The 13389-nt window shown below is 68.0% G+C and carries 13 protein-coding genes; 8 read left to right on the top strand and 5 right to left on the bottom strand.

All coding sequences use genetic code 11. From position 1 onward, the window contains the following. Positions 1 to 84: 84 nt before the first annotated feature. Positions 85 to 1398, top strand: a complete 1314-nt coding sequence (locus ABLG96_RS19100; protein WP_353648899.1) for an ATP-binding protein — start codon at positions 85 to 87, stop codon at positions 1396 to 1398. A 36-nt stretch (positions 1399 to 1434) separates the two neighbouring features. On the opposite strand, the gene ABLG96_RS19095 is transcribed toward ABLG96_RS19100, so the two are convergent. After that, on the bottom strand, positions 1435 to 2631 hold the full coding sequence (locus ABLG96_RS19095) for a hypothetical protein (protein ID WP_353648898.1): 1197 nt from the start codon (positions 2629 to 2631) through the stop codon (positions 1435 to 1437). 111 nt (positions 2632 to 2742) lie between these two features. On the opposite strand from ABLG96_RS19095, the gene ABLG96_RS19090 reads away from it, so the two are divergent. Next, on the top strand, positions 2743 to 2982 hold the full coding sequence (locus tag ABLG96_RS19090) for a hypothetical protein (protein ID WP_353648897.1): 240 nt from the start codon (positions 2743 to 2745) through the stop codon (positions 2980 to 2982). A gap of 76 nt (positions 2983 to 3058) precedes the next feature. After that, positions 3059 to 3244: a hypothetical protein gene (locus ABLG96_RS19085; protein ID WP_353648896.1), complete on the top strand. Its 186-nt coding sequence runs from the start codon at positions 3059 to 3061 to the stop codon at positions 3242 to 3244. A 305-nt stretch (positions 3245 to 3549) separates the two neighbouring features. Here the strand turns inward: ABLG96_RS19085 and ABLG96_RS19080 are convergent, their stop codons facing one another. Beyond that, positions 3550 to 4386 carry a lysozyme gene (locus ABLG96_RS19080; RefSeq protein WP_353648895.1) on the bottom strand — a complete coding sequence of 279 codons (837 nt, stop codon included), beginning with the start codon at positions 4384 to 4386 and terminating at the stop codon, positions 3550 to 3552. A gap of 315 nt (positions 4387 to 4701) precedes the next feature. Between ABLG96_RS19080 and ABLG96_RS19075 the strand changes: the two genes are divergently transcribed. Genes ABLG96_RS19075 through ABLG96_RS19065 form a run of 3 tightly spaced genes read left to right on the top strand, consistent with a single transcriptional unit; the run spans position 4702 to position 7292 of the window. Continuing rightward, complete coding sequence (locus tag ABLG96_RS19075) at positions 4702 to 5262, top strand: DUF1453 domain-containing protein (RefSeq protein ID WP_353648894.1); 561 nt, start codon at positions 4702 to 4704, stop codon at positions 5260 to 5262. 51 nt (positions 5263 to 5313) lie between these two features. Beyond that, positions 5314 to 6555, top strand: a complete 1242-nt coding sequence (locus ABLG96_RS19070) for a histidine kinase (protein ID WP_353648893.1) — start codon at positions 5314 to 5316, stop codon at positions 6553 to 6555. Then, positions 6552 to 7292 carry a response regulator transcription factor gene (locus ABLG96_RS19065; protein ID WP_353648892.1) on the top strand — a complete coding sequence of 247 codons (741 nt, stop codon included), beginning with the start codon at positions 6552 to 6554 and terminating at the stop codon, positions 7290 to 7292. The genes ABLG96_RS19070 and ABLG96_RS19065 overlap by 4 nt, the downstream gene beginning before the upstream one ends. Before the next feature lie 233 nt (positions 7293 to 7525). Here ABLG96_RS19065 and ABLG96_RS19060 read toward each other — a convergent pair whose 3' ends face one another. Continuing rightward, a complete protein-coding gene (locus ABLG96_RS19060) occupies positions 7526 to 8065 on the bottom strand; it encodes a hypothetical protein (RefSeq protein WP_353648891.1) in 540 nt (179 codons plus the stop codon). 357 nt (positions 8066 to 8422) lie between these two features. Then, the gene (locus tag ABLG96_RS19055) at positions 8423 to 9547 is read right to left on the bottom strand and encodes a DUF4185 domain-containing protein (RefSeq protein ID WP_353648890.1); all 1125 of its coding nucleotides are present in this window, start codon (positions 9545 to 9547) and stop codon (positions 8423 to 8425) included. 321 nt (positions 9548 to 9868) lie between these two features. Here ABLG96_RS19055 and ABLG96_RS19050 point away from each other — a divergent pair, with 321 nt between their 5' ends. Continuing rightward, on the top strand, positions 9869 to 10453 hold the full coding sequence (locus ABLG96_RS19050) for a dihydrofolate reductase family protein (protein WP_353648889.1): 585 nt from the start codon (positions 9869 to 9871) through the stop codon (positions 10451 to 10453). 76 nt (positions 10454 to 10529) lie between these two features. Here ABLG96_RS19050 and ABLG96_RS19045 read toward each other — a convergent pair whose 3' ends face one another. Beyond that, positions 10530 to 10976: a hypothetical protein gene (locus ABLG96_RS19045; RefSeq protein WP_353648888.1), complete on the bottom strand. Its 447-nt coding sequence runs from the start codon at positions 10974 to 10976 to the stop codon at positions 10530 to 10532. A gap of 108 nt (positions 10977 to 11084) precedes the next feature. Between ABLG96_RS19045 and ABLG96_RS19040 the strand changes: the two genes are divergently transcribed. Then, positions 11085 to 13226, top strand: coding sequence for an NAD(+) synthase (locus tag ABLG96_RS19040; protein ID WP_353648887.1), 2142 nt, complete (start codon positions 11085 to 11087; stop codon positions 13224 to 13226). Positions 13227 to 13389 lie beyond the last annotated feature (163 nt).

The raw sequence follows: 13389 nt of genomic DNA, 5'->3' as shown, positions 1-13389 counted from the left end.
GGTGAAGGTAAGCGGTCGGCAAAATCCTGCATCCGTGATCGGAGGTCGCCCCGAACCTCCCGCAACGGCGACCATGATGGGGCGATGCGCCGGCTCGTGATCCGTACCGTCCTGATCGTCGTTGCCCTGGCGCTGCTGACGTTTGCGGTGCCGCTGGGTGTCGTCGCCCGGTTCTGGTTCTTCGACGATGAGCAGCGCGAACTGGAACGTGAAGCACTCAGCGCGGTGACCCGGGTGGGGCCCTCCTTCGCGGCGGGAGACCCGGTGGAACTCGCCCAGCTCGAGGCTGACACGAACGTCGCGGTCTACGACCAGGAAGGGCGGCGCGTCGTCGGCAGCGGTCCTGCGACTCTGGAAGAACCACTGGGGGTCGGTGTTCGGGCGGGGTCTGCGGTCGACGGGAGATTCGACGGGCAAGTGGTCGTCGTGGTGCCGGTCTCGGCGAACGAGACGGTGATCGCCGCAGTGCGAGCCTCGGTTCCGGTCGCGACGGTGTGGCGGCGGATCATCCTGACCTGGATCGCAGAGCTGATCCTGGTGCTGCTTGCGTTGACGGCGACACTGCTCGTCGCTCGACGGCAGGCCCGGCTGCTCAGCGAGCCGTTGGAGGACTTGTCGGCGGTATCGCTCCGCATCGCGGACGGCGACCTCACAGCGCGCGCGAGGACGAGCAGGATCCGCGAGATCGCGCAGGTCGCCGCCACCCAGAACTTCATGGTCGACCGGTTGTCGGAGCTGCTCGATCGCGGTAGGCAGTTCACGCTCAACGCCTCCCATCAACTCCGAACCCCACTGGCCGGTTTGCAACTGGGGTTGGACGGCGCGCTGGACGACCCTGAGTCCGGCTCGGAAGTGCTCAGGGAACACCTGCGGGACAGCCGCCGTCAGGTGGAAGAGCTGCACCGTCGTCTCGATGACGTCCTCCGGTTGGCCGGCGGCCGGGAGCAGCACTGGTCCTCCGGGCCGAGTGAACCGTTGGCGGATCTGTTGGATCGACGCGAGAAGCACTGGCACGGACGGTTCGCAGCGCACGGTCGCATCATCCGGATCGACGTCGCGACCTCCGTCGCCGGAACGCTGCTGCCCGGCCAGGTGCTCCGCCAGGTCCTCGACGCGCTGATCGACAACAGCCTCCGACACGGTCGCGGCACCCTCACCGTCACCGGGCGCGAACTCGGTGACGCCGCGGTGCTGATCGACATCGCCGACGAGGGTGCGATGGTGCTGGCGCCTGAGGACGCGTTCGAGCGGGGTGTGTCCGGGGCGGACGGGAGCGGCATCGGGCTGTCCGTCAGTCGTGAGTTGGTGGAGGCGGTCGGTGGTCGACTGCTCCTGAGCCGGACCGAGCCGACCACCTTCACCATCGTGCTGACGCCGCCCGCACCCCCGATCCGGTGAACCGGAGGGTCACGGGCTGCGCGAGGTAGGACCCGGTCAGCTGGTCGCGGCGATGAAGTCCTTCAGTGCAGCGGTCTCGCGGGTCACGTCCGGGTTGGTGGCGCGCAGCTCCCGCAGGACGACGTCGATCGTGTCGTCGACCTTCGTCCAGGCGGCCCCGTCGAGCGCCTTCAGTCGGGCCTGGGCCTGGTCCCAGGCGAATTCGAGATCGTCGATCCGGGTGGTGGCGCCGGCCTGGTCGCCCTTCTGCAGCAGCGCGAGAGAGTCCTGGCCGATGCTGCGGAACTGGGTCAGATCACCGAGAGGTGCTGCAGCAGTGACGGTTCCAGCTGCCGGTGGGCTCGCCAGGGCAGCCGACCTGGTTGCGTAGCCGACACTGCCGGCGGTGGCGAACAGCACGACGGCGATCGCCGTCTGCAGGATGCCGTGCCGCGGAGCATGCTGTGCCGGCCCATCCGGACGATCGATGACGTCTTTCTTGCTGATGGCCAGGTAGAGCACGATGCCGACGATCCCGACGCCGAAGATGATGCTGGTGACTGTCGCGCCGAGCCCCAGGCCTCCATGGTCGCCAGGCTGGGTCAGGTAGTCGCCGATCGAAGCGCCCAGCGGGCGGGTCAGGATGTACGCGATCCAGAACGTGAGGATCGGATTGGCTCCCAGTTTCCAGGCGATCACCGAGAGCGCGACGACGCCGGCGACGATCAGTCCGGTGGTCAGGTATCCCAGGCCGAGACCCTCGGCCATCAGGTCACCCGCGGCGGTACCGAGTGCGAAGGTGAACAGGATCGTCAGCCAGTAGTACGCCTCCCGTCGGCGGGTCAGGATGGAGTGGATGGACAGGGTGCGCTCGCTCACATACCAGACCAGGAAGGTAGTGGCGAGCAGTGCCGCGAAGATCAGCGTGCTGGCCTCCAGCGGAAATCCCGCGACGTCGGTGAGGTTGTCGGTGACCAGCGTGCCGAAGACGCTGATCAGCGCGACCGTGAGCCAGTACAACGCCGGGATGTACCGGTTGGCGCGGAACTGCGCCACCAGCACCAGCGCCAACAGGGCGCCGGTGACCAGCGATGTCAGTCCCAGGCCGAACCCGAGGTTCACGTTGAGGAAGTCCGCTGCTGTCTCACCGACGGTGGTGCAGAGGATCTTGATGATCCAGAAGAACAGCGTGACCTCGGGAACCTTGGAGAGCAGCACCTGACTGCGATGGGTTCGTCCGGTGATCGTTTGCATTGTTGACGTCCGTCCTGAGAAGTGGATCGTGCCCCTCGGTGATGATGGCTGTGCCCACCTGAGGGCTTGCTGAGAACAGCTGTCGTGCAACCGTTCGGCGGCGCACCACCGATGGGGAGCGCGATCCTGTTGCTGGCTCTGGGAATCACCCCACCTGAGGCCGCGCACCTGTCACCCGACGGGTCGGGTGACAGGGCGCCGCGTCGCGAGGCGGACGGTTTCGGTGCCACCATGGAGTTCCTCATCGCGGGCCATCCCGCCCTGTGGGGCCGCGCTCCGACCAGCCGAACCGAAGAACTCGCCACCACGAATCGGGCCCGGGTGATCGGTAACACCGCGATGGCTGAATGAGCTGCAGCGCAGCAACTTTCCACTCCCGCCCGGTACCACAGCTGGTTCGCCTCGTGTCACCGACGGCGCGGTTGTCGTGTCGCTCGACGGAGCGACTGCGGACGAAGCCTTGCAGTACTACCAGGACGCCCTCCCGGGAATGGGGTACCCGAAGTCCAAGAGCGTGGCCATCGACCCGCTGAGTTTTGCAGGCAACGGCGTCGACATCACTGTTGTGGGCGATGGGGGGCTCCACCCCACCGTCACGATCCGGCGGTCATGACGACCGGAACACCCAGGGCCTCGCCGCAGGCTCGGTAGCAGCATCGGAACCACCTGCGAATCTCGGCGCTGGTGATGGTGACGGTGTAGCGGGCGAGCGGACCGGGCCCATGGGCGCCCACCGGTGCCCCGACCGTCGGTGACGATCGGGGCATCGGTGCTGGTGTTCCGGACCGGCCGGGGTGGACGGGATCTCGTCTCGGTCCGCCCCGCATCACTCCGTGCCGCTGGGCCCATCCACCTCGACCACCGAGAGGTCGCCGGTCGTGCGAGCGACGGAGGAGGGCGTCGGAACCCGTCAGCCGCTCAGCCGGTGGCCAGGGCGATCAGACGATCCATCGTGCCGTTGAAGCGGTTCTGGTCGACCGGGTCGCTGCTGTACTGGTGGAAGGTGTAGTAACCCCAGCCGGCCGGCACCGGTGGTGTCGAGGACGAATAGTTGGCCACCCACAACGGGTTGGTCGCGCCGAAAGCTGACGAGTTGACGCACTGGTTCCACCAGCCGGTGTTCGTGTAGATCACCGCGTCCCGTCCGGTGAGGGACCGATAGGTGTTGGTGAAGTCCTTGATCCAGTTGGTCAGCGCCGCCTGGCTCAGGCCGTAGCAGGTGGCGCCGTACGGGTTGAACTCCATGTCGAGCATGCCGGGCAACGTCTTGCCGTCGGCGCTCCAGCCGCCACCGTGACTGACGAAGTACTGGGCCTGGCTGGCACCGCTCGATCCGTTCGGGATCCCGAAGTGGTACGCGCCGCGGATGAATCCCTGGTTGTAGGACCCGGTGTACTGCTGGCTGAAGTAATCGCTGGTGTAGTAGTCACCCTCGGTCGCCTTGGTGTACGCGAACCGGTAGCCCTGGTTCCAGTAGGAGGCCCAGTCGACGTTGCCCTGGTAGCTGGACACGTCGATACCGATCGGATTTGCAGCTGCGTTGATGTCCTGGACGCGTGCTCCGTCTGGCGTCGCGCCGTTGGCCGCCGTCGCTTCGTGCCAGCCCGCGTAGGCCTCACCGCGCTGGGTGACGGCGGGATGGCCGGGGGTCGCGGTGTTCTCGGCTGCGGAGGCCTGGCCGGCTGTTGTCAACAGTCCGGTCAGTACAGCCGCTCCCACGGTGGCGATCAGTCGTGCTCTGTGAAGTGCCCTCATGACGAACCTTCTCCTTCGTGCGCCGACCCGATGGTGGTCCGGTAGCGCGATCTCCGGTGGTGCGTCCGCCCCGACGGCGGGCGCTGCGGCGGTGTCACTGCAGATCGAACGTACGACTGCGGCCGGAGTCGCGCGACTCGAAACGCAAAAATCTTCTGCCCGAGGCAATCAATTGGTGGGAATCCACCCCGGTCCGTCCGGCTTCTCCACCCGGATCTCCACCCGTGCTCCGAGGTGACCCTGCGCCGATCTTCGTAGCGTCGTCGGCGGCAGATCGGATCATCCGGATCCGACCCGAGCAGGAGGCAGAACACCATGAGCCCCATCGGTATCGCAGCAATCGTCCTGGGCGTCGGCTATCTGTTCGTGCGCCGGCTGGCCGGCCAACGGGTGGAGCTCAAGTCGCTGCTGCTGATGCCGGTGATCCTGACGGTGATCGGCGCGACCGAGATCAAGAACCTCGGTTCGGCGAGCGCTGCGGCGATCGGGGTGGCCGCCGCAGGTGTGCTGGTGAGTGTGCTGATCGGCGCGGTACGCGGCGGGACCATCGGCTTCGGCGCCCGCGAGGGCCAGCTTTGGATGCGATACCGGTTCAGCACGATCCTGCTCTGGGTGGTCAACATCGCGGTGAAGGCCGCGCTCATTCCGCTGGCCGGGTTCGTCGGTGCAGGAGCGTCGACGCTGGCGGAGCAGTCGATCATGCTGGCGATCGGGTGCGGGATCCTCGCCGAGTCGGGGGTGGTCCACCTCCGCTCGGTGCGTGCGGCCCGCGAACTCGGTGTCGAGTTGGTCTGGTCGACGGATCGCGACGGTGCCGTGCGCACGGCGCCGACGAACCCGGCCCGCGTCGGCGCCGACACGACGTGGGCGTCGTGAACCGCGTACCTCGGTGCGCGATCCGCGCCCCGCGCGGTGGATCATGATGCGGTGAGCACGCCGTTACCGCTGCGACTGCCGCCACGGGACAACCCGTGGCGGCAACTCGCCGTCTCGGCGGCGATCGGAATCTTCACCCTCACGCAGTTCCTCGGAGCGGATGCGCCGCACCAGTGGTGGGTCTGGGTGCTGCTGGCGATCAACGTCGGCCTCAGTCTGGTGCGGATCGTGCCGGACGATCGGCTGTCAGTCGTCGCCCTGCGCGTCAACAGCGGCGCCTCGGTGCTCGCTGCGGCCGGGCTGATGGGCGTCGATCCGCACGGCGTCGCGTCGCTGTTCGGGTACTTCTTCGCCGGCCACATCGGCTACCGGCGCCCCGACTACGAAGGCGTCGGGTGGGCTGCGGCGATGTCGGCGGCAGGGGCGCTGGCACTGCTGGTGGGCGACCACGCCGGGGTGATCGACGTTCCCTGGTACGTCGGCGCGCTGACCGGACTCCCGGTCTTCGTCGGCGTCGCCAACCGCAACCGGGTCGAAACCGCGCTGGCGCTGCAGAGTGCGGCGGTGAGCGCTGCCGCGGCTGCGGAGGCGACCGCCGATGCTGCCACCCTCACCGAGCGGAACCGCATCGCCCGCGAGCTGCACGACGTGCTCGCCCACTCCCTCGCGGGTGTCAACCTGCAGCTCGAAGCCGTTGACGCACTGCTGGAAGCGGGCGCCACCGACAGAGCCCGAAGTGCGGTGGCCACGGCACAGGGTCTGGTCCGGGCAGGCATGCTCGAGGCCGGCAGCGCCGTGCGGGCGCTGCGGGAGGACTCCGGTCCGCTCGGCGACCGACTGCGCGACACGGTGGCGACGTCCGCGCCCGCAGGGACACAGCTCGAGGTGCGTGGCCGCGAGCAGGTCGTGGCAGCGCGAGCCGCGGATGCCGTCCACCGTGCCTTGCAGGAGTCGCTGACCAATGCCCGCAAGTACGCGCCGGGGGCCGCCGTGCAGATCGAGCTGGTGTTCGGAACGCTGTCGGCCGATGCCCATGCCGATGGCGGTGCGGACACCAAGACCGGCACCGTCACCCTGCGGGTGACGAATCATGCAGCGCCGCAGCATGTTCCGTCGCTGACCAGTGGATCAGGGCTCGGGCTGCTCGGGATGCGCGAGCGGGTCCGCGAGGTGGACGGCACCGTGCGAGCCGGTCCGGTCACCGGTGGCGACGCGGTGGACGGATGGCGGGTCGAAGTGACCGTCCCGGTCGGCGATTCGCCGTCCCCGATCCCAGGACAGGACAGTCGATGACGGAGGATGCTGCTGTGGGACAGGACATCTCGGTGCTGGTGGTGGACGACCAGACCGCGATCCGCGAGGCGATGGCGATCGTCATCGACCTGCAGGCCGACCTGAGGGTGAGTGGAACGGCAGCGGACGGCGAGCGCGCCGTCGAGGCAGCGGCGCTGCAGCGCCCGGACGTGGTGCTGATGGACCTCAACATGCCGGGCATCGGTGGCGCCGAGGCGACTCGACAGATCCTGGCGGCCGCCGACGAGATCGCGGTGGTGGTGTTGACCACCTTCGCTGACGAGGAATCGATCCTGACTGCACTCGGCGCGGGCGCGCGCGGCTACCTGACCAAGGACGCCGGACGGGCAGACATCCTGCGAGCCATCCGCAGTGCCGCTGCCGGACAGGCCGTTCTCGATCCCGCGGTCCAGGCGCGGCTGCTGGCTGCGGCCGGACGTTCCCGGTCCGGTCCACCCGTGTCGCCGGCAGCATCCGCCCCGCAGATGGATTCGTCCGGGAATCCGGGAAGCGTTGCGTTGCAACCGCTCTCGGCGGACCTGACGCCGCGGGAGCGCGAAGTGCTGGCGCTCATCGGTGAGGGACTCCCGAACCGGGCGATCGCCCAGCGGCTCTTCGTCAGCGACTCGACCGTGAAGACCCACATCAACAACCTGTTCGCGAAGGTCGGCGCCCGGGACAGGGTGCAGGCTGCGCGTCTGGCGATCGCCCACGGCCTGGTCACGCTCGAGCACTGAGCGATCCTGGTGGGCACCGGCAACCCACCAGCAAGAAACAGTTCGCGGACGCTACGGTCGCCAGTAGGTGTGCTCCGCGGATGCCACGGTCGCTGTCCGTCGTGCTGCGACGAACGGAGTGAGTGCTTCGTGAGCTGGGGAGTCGAAACCCCTCGCAGGCCCACTCGAGGAGAGCGCACGACAGGGCCGCCACCGGGATCCGGTGGCGGCCCTGTCGTGGGTCGGTGGTGGTGTCAGGCCGCGACCGTCCTGCGGGTCCAGGTGGCTCCGGAAACGCTGCTCCGGCGGATCCGGACCACCACGATGGTCAGCCGGACCACCACCATGGACAAGGCCATCAGGACGAAGAAAGGCGGCACCGTGTCGAACGAGATGTGGTGCGAGATCATGAAGGTCCCGAAGGCGTTGCGGAACGAATCGACGTGCTCCACCGCGACGATGAAGGCGATCCTGACCACCGACATCACCAGCCAGGTCGCCGCGAAGCCGGGGCCGCACACGGTGAATGCGGCGCCCTTCCCGTCCCGCTCGACACCGGTGACGCGAGCCGCGACCACGCCGGCACCCGCGCCGATGAGCGCGCCTGCCAGGTAGACCAGCCAGTCGACCGAGGCGGTCGGTGCGTCCTTGAGGTAGAAGAACCCGAAGGCAGCGCAGCTCATCAGCGGGTAGAGGAACTTGTGGAACGAGAAGGCTCGGCGCCCGTACCCGGTGATCATGATGACCGCGAAGATGCTGCCGCTGATGACGAGGGCCTGCTGAAGATCCGACATGGTGTTCTCCTGGAATCAGTGCCCGCCGGGGGACGGGTTTCGGCGCTCGCCGACTGACTCAAGATTCGTCCGACGCCCCCTTCTGCTGATCGGCCCACGGGTCGAGATCCGGGTGGAGAAGCTGTCGTGTGGGTGGAGATCGGGCTGGACCTGGCCGCACCGACCGGAGCGCGGGAGCACGTATTCGTGTCGACGTGCGAGCCCGTCATCATCGGGTCGGCGTGATGACGCCGACCGGAGCGCGGTCCACGTCATCCTGCCGATCTATGCGACGCGGCCCACCTGTGCGGCGCACGCACGCCGAACCGATGGGCCGCACCTGCGGCGGTGCTCGACAGCCAGCGCACCCTGCTGGGTTCAGGCGAGCCCGGACACCCGGAACTGCATCGCCTGATAGGGCGTGTTGTCGGCGCCGGCGGTGGTGTTCCACTGGCTGACGATCAGGTCGAAGTTCGAGATGGACCCGCCCGGGACCTGGTAGCCGCCGTAGAGCTGGGCCACGTGGGTGTTGTCCTCGGCGCCCCAGCTGCCGCCCTGGATCAGGGTCGTCTTCGTCGTGGTGACCAGGTTGTCGATCGGAGAGTTGAGCACCATCGCGTCCATCCGGTAGGCGCCGGCGTTGAACCAGGTCAACACGTACTTGCTGCCGTACCGACGCAGGCACATCTCACCGAACTTGCCGCCGAGCACCTCGGTCGCCGGCTTGCCCCAGCCCCAGCCCCCTTGGTAGCCCCAGGGCTGGTAGGCGGCCTTGTTCTCGAGGCTGTCCCTCTGCACGCGGCACAGGATCAGACCCTTGTCGCGCTGGAACCCGGTGCCGTAGAGGTAGACGAAGTCGTCGGGACCGAGCGCCCAGGTGATGAGCTGGAAGCGGCCGCCGTCCTGGGTGCCGTCGAACTTGACCCCGGTGTGCGTCCAGTTCTCACCCGAGTCGGTCGACTTCCAGATCTCCGTCCACCGGACCTGACCGAACGTCGGTCCGTTGACGATGGCCTGCAGATACATCGTGGAGCCGATGGTGATGATGTCGGACGGGATCACCGTCGCGAAGTAGGAATCGTGCGGGTAGTCCCACAGCTGCCTCGCGGTGGGTCCGCCGACCGCTCCGTTGAAGAAGATGGGGTTACCGGAGGAGCTCGGCGAGTACAGCCCCACCGGCGATCGCCAGTTGGCGCCGCCGAATCGGTCGGCGAAGGTGTCGCCGAAGATGTACAGGTTCCGGCCGTCCGGGCAGCGGGCCGGGATCCCGAGGTCGGTGGCCCCGACGCCGTAGACCGGGGCGGTACCGGTGCCCGCGATGACCTTGATCTTCTGCACCGACGGCGCAGCGGACGCCGGCGTTGCCGGCCCGAGCGCTGTCATCGCACCGGCACCGGCGACGGCGAGCCCTGCCGTCATCGAGGCACGGAGGAACGATTTGCGGCTGACGGGCATGCCCAGTCCGGTGGGTCGGTGGTGATCCTGCTGGGGGTGCTCGGTCATGGGTCGGTCTCCTCCGCGGCCGATCGGCCGCTCTGCCGGGTCTGAGATAACGATTTCTCAGGTTCCTTGTAGCCGCCTCTGGACCAACCCGCCATTCGAGGCTGCGGTCCTCCCGGATCTCGACCGCTTGCTCAACCAAAGGGTTGACAACGGGGACTGGTCATGCCTACGGTCATGAACAACCAAACGGTTGAAGACGGTGATGGCGGAGGTGTGATCGACGATCTTCACCCCCAGGGCTGATCGACTCAGCCGTCGGTCATCAGATGGGGCGCCGCAGCGGAAACAGCTGCGGCCCAACACATACGGAAGGAGAATCACATGACGAACGTGACAGCACACATGACGATGTCGCTCGACGGCTACATCGCCACCCACAGCGACGAGGTCGGCGCGTTGTTCGAGTGGTACAGCGCCGGCTCCGTGGAGGTCGAGAGCCGCAACCGAGACATCCGGTTCCGTCCGGACGAGCTGGGCGCCGCTCTGGTGCGCTCGATGATGACCGATGTCGGCGCACTGGTGTCCGGGCGGCGGCTGTTCGACATCACGGACGGCTGGGGAGACCAACACCCGGTCGGGGCACCGGTGGTCGTGGTCACGCACCGACCTCCCGCCGACGCCTCCCGCTGGCCGCGCACCACGTTCGTCGACGACGTGCCCAGGGCGATCGCCCTGGCGAAGGAGATCGCCGGCGACCGCGACGTGGCGATTGCCAGCGCGGATGTTGTCGGCCAGGCGCTCGACCTCGGGCTCGTCGATGAGGTGGCGGTCAGCCTCGTACCCCTGTTGATGACTTCGGGAAAGGCCTACTTCGGATCGTTGACGAGCGGACCGATCCTGTTGGAGGACCCCACCGTCGTCGCCGGCACGCGGGCGACGCACCTGCGATACCGGGTGCGCCGCTGAGCTGCCCCAGCACCCGGGCCGCCCCTGCCGAACGTTCGCTCCCAGGGCGTCGTGCAGTGCGTTCCAACCGTGGCGCTCACCCAGTGCGTGATCGGGCCAGGCCGAACAGTACGGCGGCAGTCGGCAGGCCGGCGATGCCGATGTGGGTCGTCGCGGTGGCCACCACGACGGCGGCAAGCACTGCTGAGGCCACCACCGTGGCCGCGGTCCTGGCATCGCGGCTGTTCCGCCGACGGGCAACCGCGCAGAGCGAAATGACCCCGACGGTGGCCGCGACCGGGGCCGGCGCCGCGATCAGGCCGGGGGCGCCGAACGCCTCCACCACGGTCGCACGGACGGATCCGCCCACCCCGTCGACGAGGTGCAGGCGGGTTGCCGGCACGACGACGGCGACTGCGCTCAGTACAGCGACCGCCGACAGCAGCCGGAAGGCCGTCGCGTCGAGCCGCCGGCCGCAGACAGCGCGCCGCCCGCTCCTCACAGGTTCCTCGCTCGTGGCCGGCGTGTCGCCGATCGAGGTCATGGACGAACCCTGGGCCCGCTCGCCGCCTCGCACGCAGCTTTGGAGCTCGGGTGCTGGTCGAGGTGCGGGGAGACCGCCGGGGATGTGTGTCGTGGAAGGATCGAGGGCGTGACCTACAGAGCCGATTTCGCCAGTCCGGCAGCGCACGGGTTCGTGCGTGTGGCGGCGTGCACGGTGCCGGTGGCGATCGCCGATCCCGCCGAGAACGCGCGCCGGACTGCAGCTGCCGCGCGCGCCGCGGCGGCGGACGGTGTGCAGGTCGCCGTCTTCCCCGAGATGGGCATGACCGGATATGCGATCGACGATCTGGTCCTGCAGGACGTCGTCCTGGGGCGCACGTTGGGTGCGCTCTCGCAGCTGTGCGAGGACACCCACGACCTCCCGACGCTGCTCGTGGTCGGCGCGCCGCTGCAGTGGGGCAACCGGGTCTACAACTGCGCGGTCGTCATCCATCGGGGCGTGATCCTCGGGGTGGCCCCGAAGTCGTACCTGCCGACCTACCGGGAGTTCTACGACAGTCGATATTTCGGCAGCGGCGAGGGTGTGATCGGCGAGGAGATCGAGGTCTTCGTGCCGAGGATCGGCACCACCGACGTCCCTCCTGACCTGCGGATCTCGGTGCCGTTCGGCTGCGATCTGCTGTTCCGCTCGACGGACGTGCCCGGGTTGACGATCTTCGCCGAGATCTGCGAGGACATGTGGGTCCCGGTGCCGCCGTCCGCGGAGGCCGCGCTGGCCGGAGCGAGCGTGCTGCTCAACCTGTCGGGCAGCCCGATCACCGTTGCCCGTGCTGAGGACCGTCGGTTGCTGGTGCGTTCGGCGTCCGCCCGCTGTCTCGCGGCCTACCTGTATGCCGCTGCCGGACAGGGGGAATCGACCACCGATCTGTCGTGGGACGGTCAGACGATGGTGTATGAGTGCGGTGAGCTGCTGGCCGAGGGTGAGAGGTTTCCGGACGGGACCCGGATCACCGTTGCCGACGTCGATCTCGGCCGGATCCGTCAGGAACGGTTGCGACAGGGCACTTTCGACGACAATGCTCGCTCCTTCTCGGTCCGCGCCGGCTTCCGGACGGTCGAGTTCGAGGGCCTGGGCGGGTACCAGGAGGGCTACCTCTCCCCACACCCGGAGCCCGACTTCCAGCGCGCCGTGGGTGGTCTGCGCAGGCCGGTGGACCGGTACCCGTTCGTGCCCAACGACATCGAGCGGCTCAACCTCGACTGCTACGAGGCCTACAACATCCAGGTCTCCGGGCTGCAGCGCCGGTTGGAGTCGATCGGCACCCCGAAGATCGTCATCGGGGTCAGCGGTGGGCTCGATTCGACGCACGCCCTGATCGTGGCTGCGCGGGCGATGGACCGGGTCGGCCGACCACGCACCGACATCCTGGCCTACACGCTGCCGGGCTTCGCCACCACCGAACACACCAAGCTCAATGCCGAGAAGCTCTGTGCGGCACTGGGTGTCGAGTTCGCCGAGATCGACATCCGACCGGCGGCAGAGCGGATGCTGGCCGACATCGGGCATCCGTACGCCGGCGGTGAAGCGGTGTACGACGTCACCTTCGAGAACGTCCAGGCCGGTCTGCGCACCGACTACCTGTTCCGCATCGCCGGCAATCGAGGCGGCATCGTGCTGGGCACCGGTGATCTGTCCGAATTGGCGCTGGGATGGTGCACCTACGGTGTCGGTGACCAGATGTCGCACTACGCGGTGAACGCAGGTGTGCCCAAGACCCTGATCCAGCACCTGATCCGGTGGGCGATCGCCCAGCAACTCTTCTCGGACGAGGCGGGTGTGGTACTGCGGTCGATCCTGGACACGGAGATCACCCCGGAACTGGTGCCGACGCGCGAGGGTGAGAAGCCGCAGAGCACCGAGGCGAGCATCGGCCCCTACGCCCTGCAGGACTTCACCCTGTACTACGTCCTGCGGTATGGGTTCCCGCCGTCGAAGATCGCCTTCCTGGCCTGGCACGCCTGGCACGACGCGTCATCCGGGGAGTGGCCGCCGGGGTTCGACGAGGACTCGAAGCAGCAGTACACGTTGGCGGAGATCCGGCACTGGCTCGAGGTGTTCGTGAAGCGGTTCTTCGGCTTCAGCCAGTTCAAACGATCCGCCATCCCCAACGGCCCCAAGGTGGCGGCCGGTGGCTCGCTGTCGCCGCGCGGCGACTGGCGAGCGCCGTCGGATTCGACCGCAGCCGTGTGGGCATCCGACCTGGAGTGGGTTCCGGACGAGATGCCCTGACTGGGAGGTGGAGTGCTGCGTCGGCGCTCGGCCGATGCAGGAGTCGAGTTGGTTCGGTGGTCGAGCGACGCAGGAGTCGAGATGGTTCGGTGGTCGAGCGACGCAGGAGTCGAGATGGTTCGGTGGTCGAGCGACGCAGGAGTCGAGACCCCGTTGCCGATCA

This window comes from Nakamurella sp. A5-74 (assembly GCF_040438885.1).
Taxonomy (GTDB): domain Bacteria; phylum Actinomycetota; class Actinomycetes; order Mycobacteriales; family Nakamurellaceae; genus Nakamurella.
The sequence above is the reverse complement of the archived record's forward strand: the minus strand, read 5'-3'. Positions and strand labels throughout refer to the sequence as shown.

What these genes read in the sequence shown, in the direction of transcription:
- ABLG96_RS19045 (WP_353648888.1), bottom strand. Translation starts at nt 10,976, where the DNA reads ATGACCTCGATCGGCGACACGCCGGCCACGAGCGAGGAACCTGTGAGG.
- ABLG96_RS19055 (WP_353648890.1), bottom strand. Translation starts at nt 9,547, where the DNA reads ATGACCGAGCACCCCCAGCAGGATCACCACCGACCCACCGGACTGGGC.
- ABLG96_RS19095 (WP_353648898.1), bottom strand. Translation starts at nt 2,631, where the DNA reads ATGCAAACGATCACCGGACGAACCCATCGCAGTCAGGTGCTGCTCTCC.
- ABLG96_RS19075 (WP_353648894.1), top strand. Translation starts at nt 4,702, where the DNA reads ATGAGCCCCATCGGTATCGCAGCAATCGTCCTGGGCGTCGGCTATCTG.
- ABLG96_RS19060 (WP_353648891.1), bottom strand. Translation starts at nt 8,065, where the DNA reads ATGTCGGATCTTCAGCAGGCCCTCGTCATCAGCGGCAGCATCTTCGCG.
- ABLG96_RS19090 (WP_353648897.1), top strand. Translation starts at nt 2,743, where the DNA reads ATGGGGAGCGCGATCCTGTTGCTGGCTCTGGGAATCACCCCACCTGAG.
- ABLG96_RS19065 (WP_353648892.1), top strand. Translation starts at nt 6,552, where the DNA reads ATGACGGAGGATGCTGCTGTGGGACAGGACATCTCGGTGCTGGTGGTG.
- ABLG96_RS19080 (WP_353648895.1), bottom strand. Translation starts at nt 4,386, where the DNA reads ATGAGGGCACTTCACAGAGCACGACTGATCGCCACCGTGGGAGCGGCT.
- ABLG96_RS19050 (WP_353648889.1), top strand. Translation starts at nt 9,869, where the DNA reads ATGACGAACGTGACAGCACACATGACGATGTCGCTCGACGGCTACATC.
- ABLG96_RS19100 (WP_353648899.1), top strand. Translation starts at nt 85, where the DNA reads ATGCGCCGGCTCGTGATCCGTACCGTCCTGATCGTCGTTGCCCTGGCG.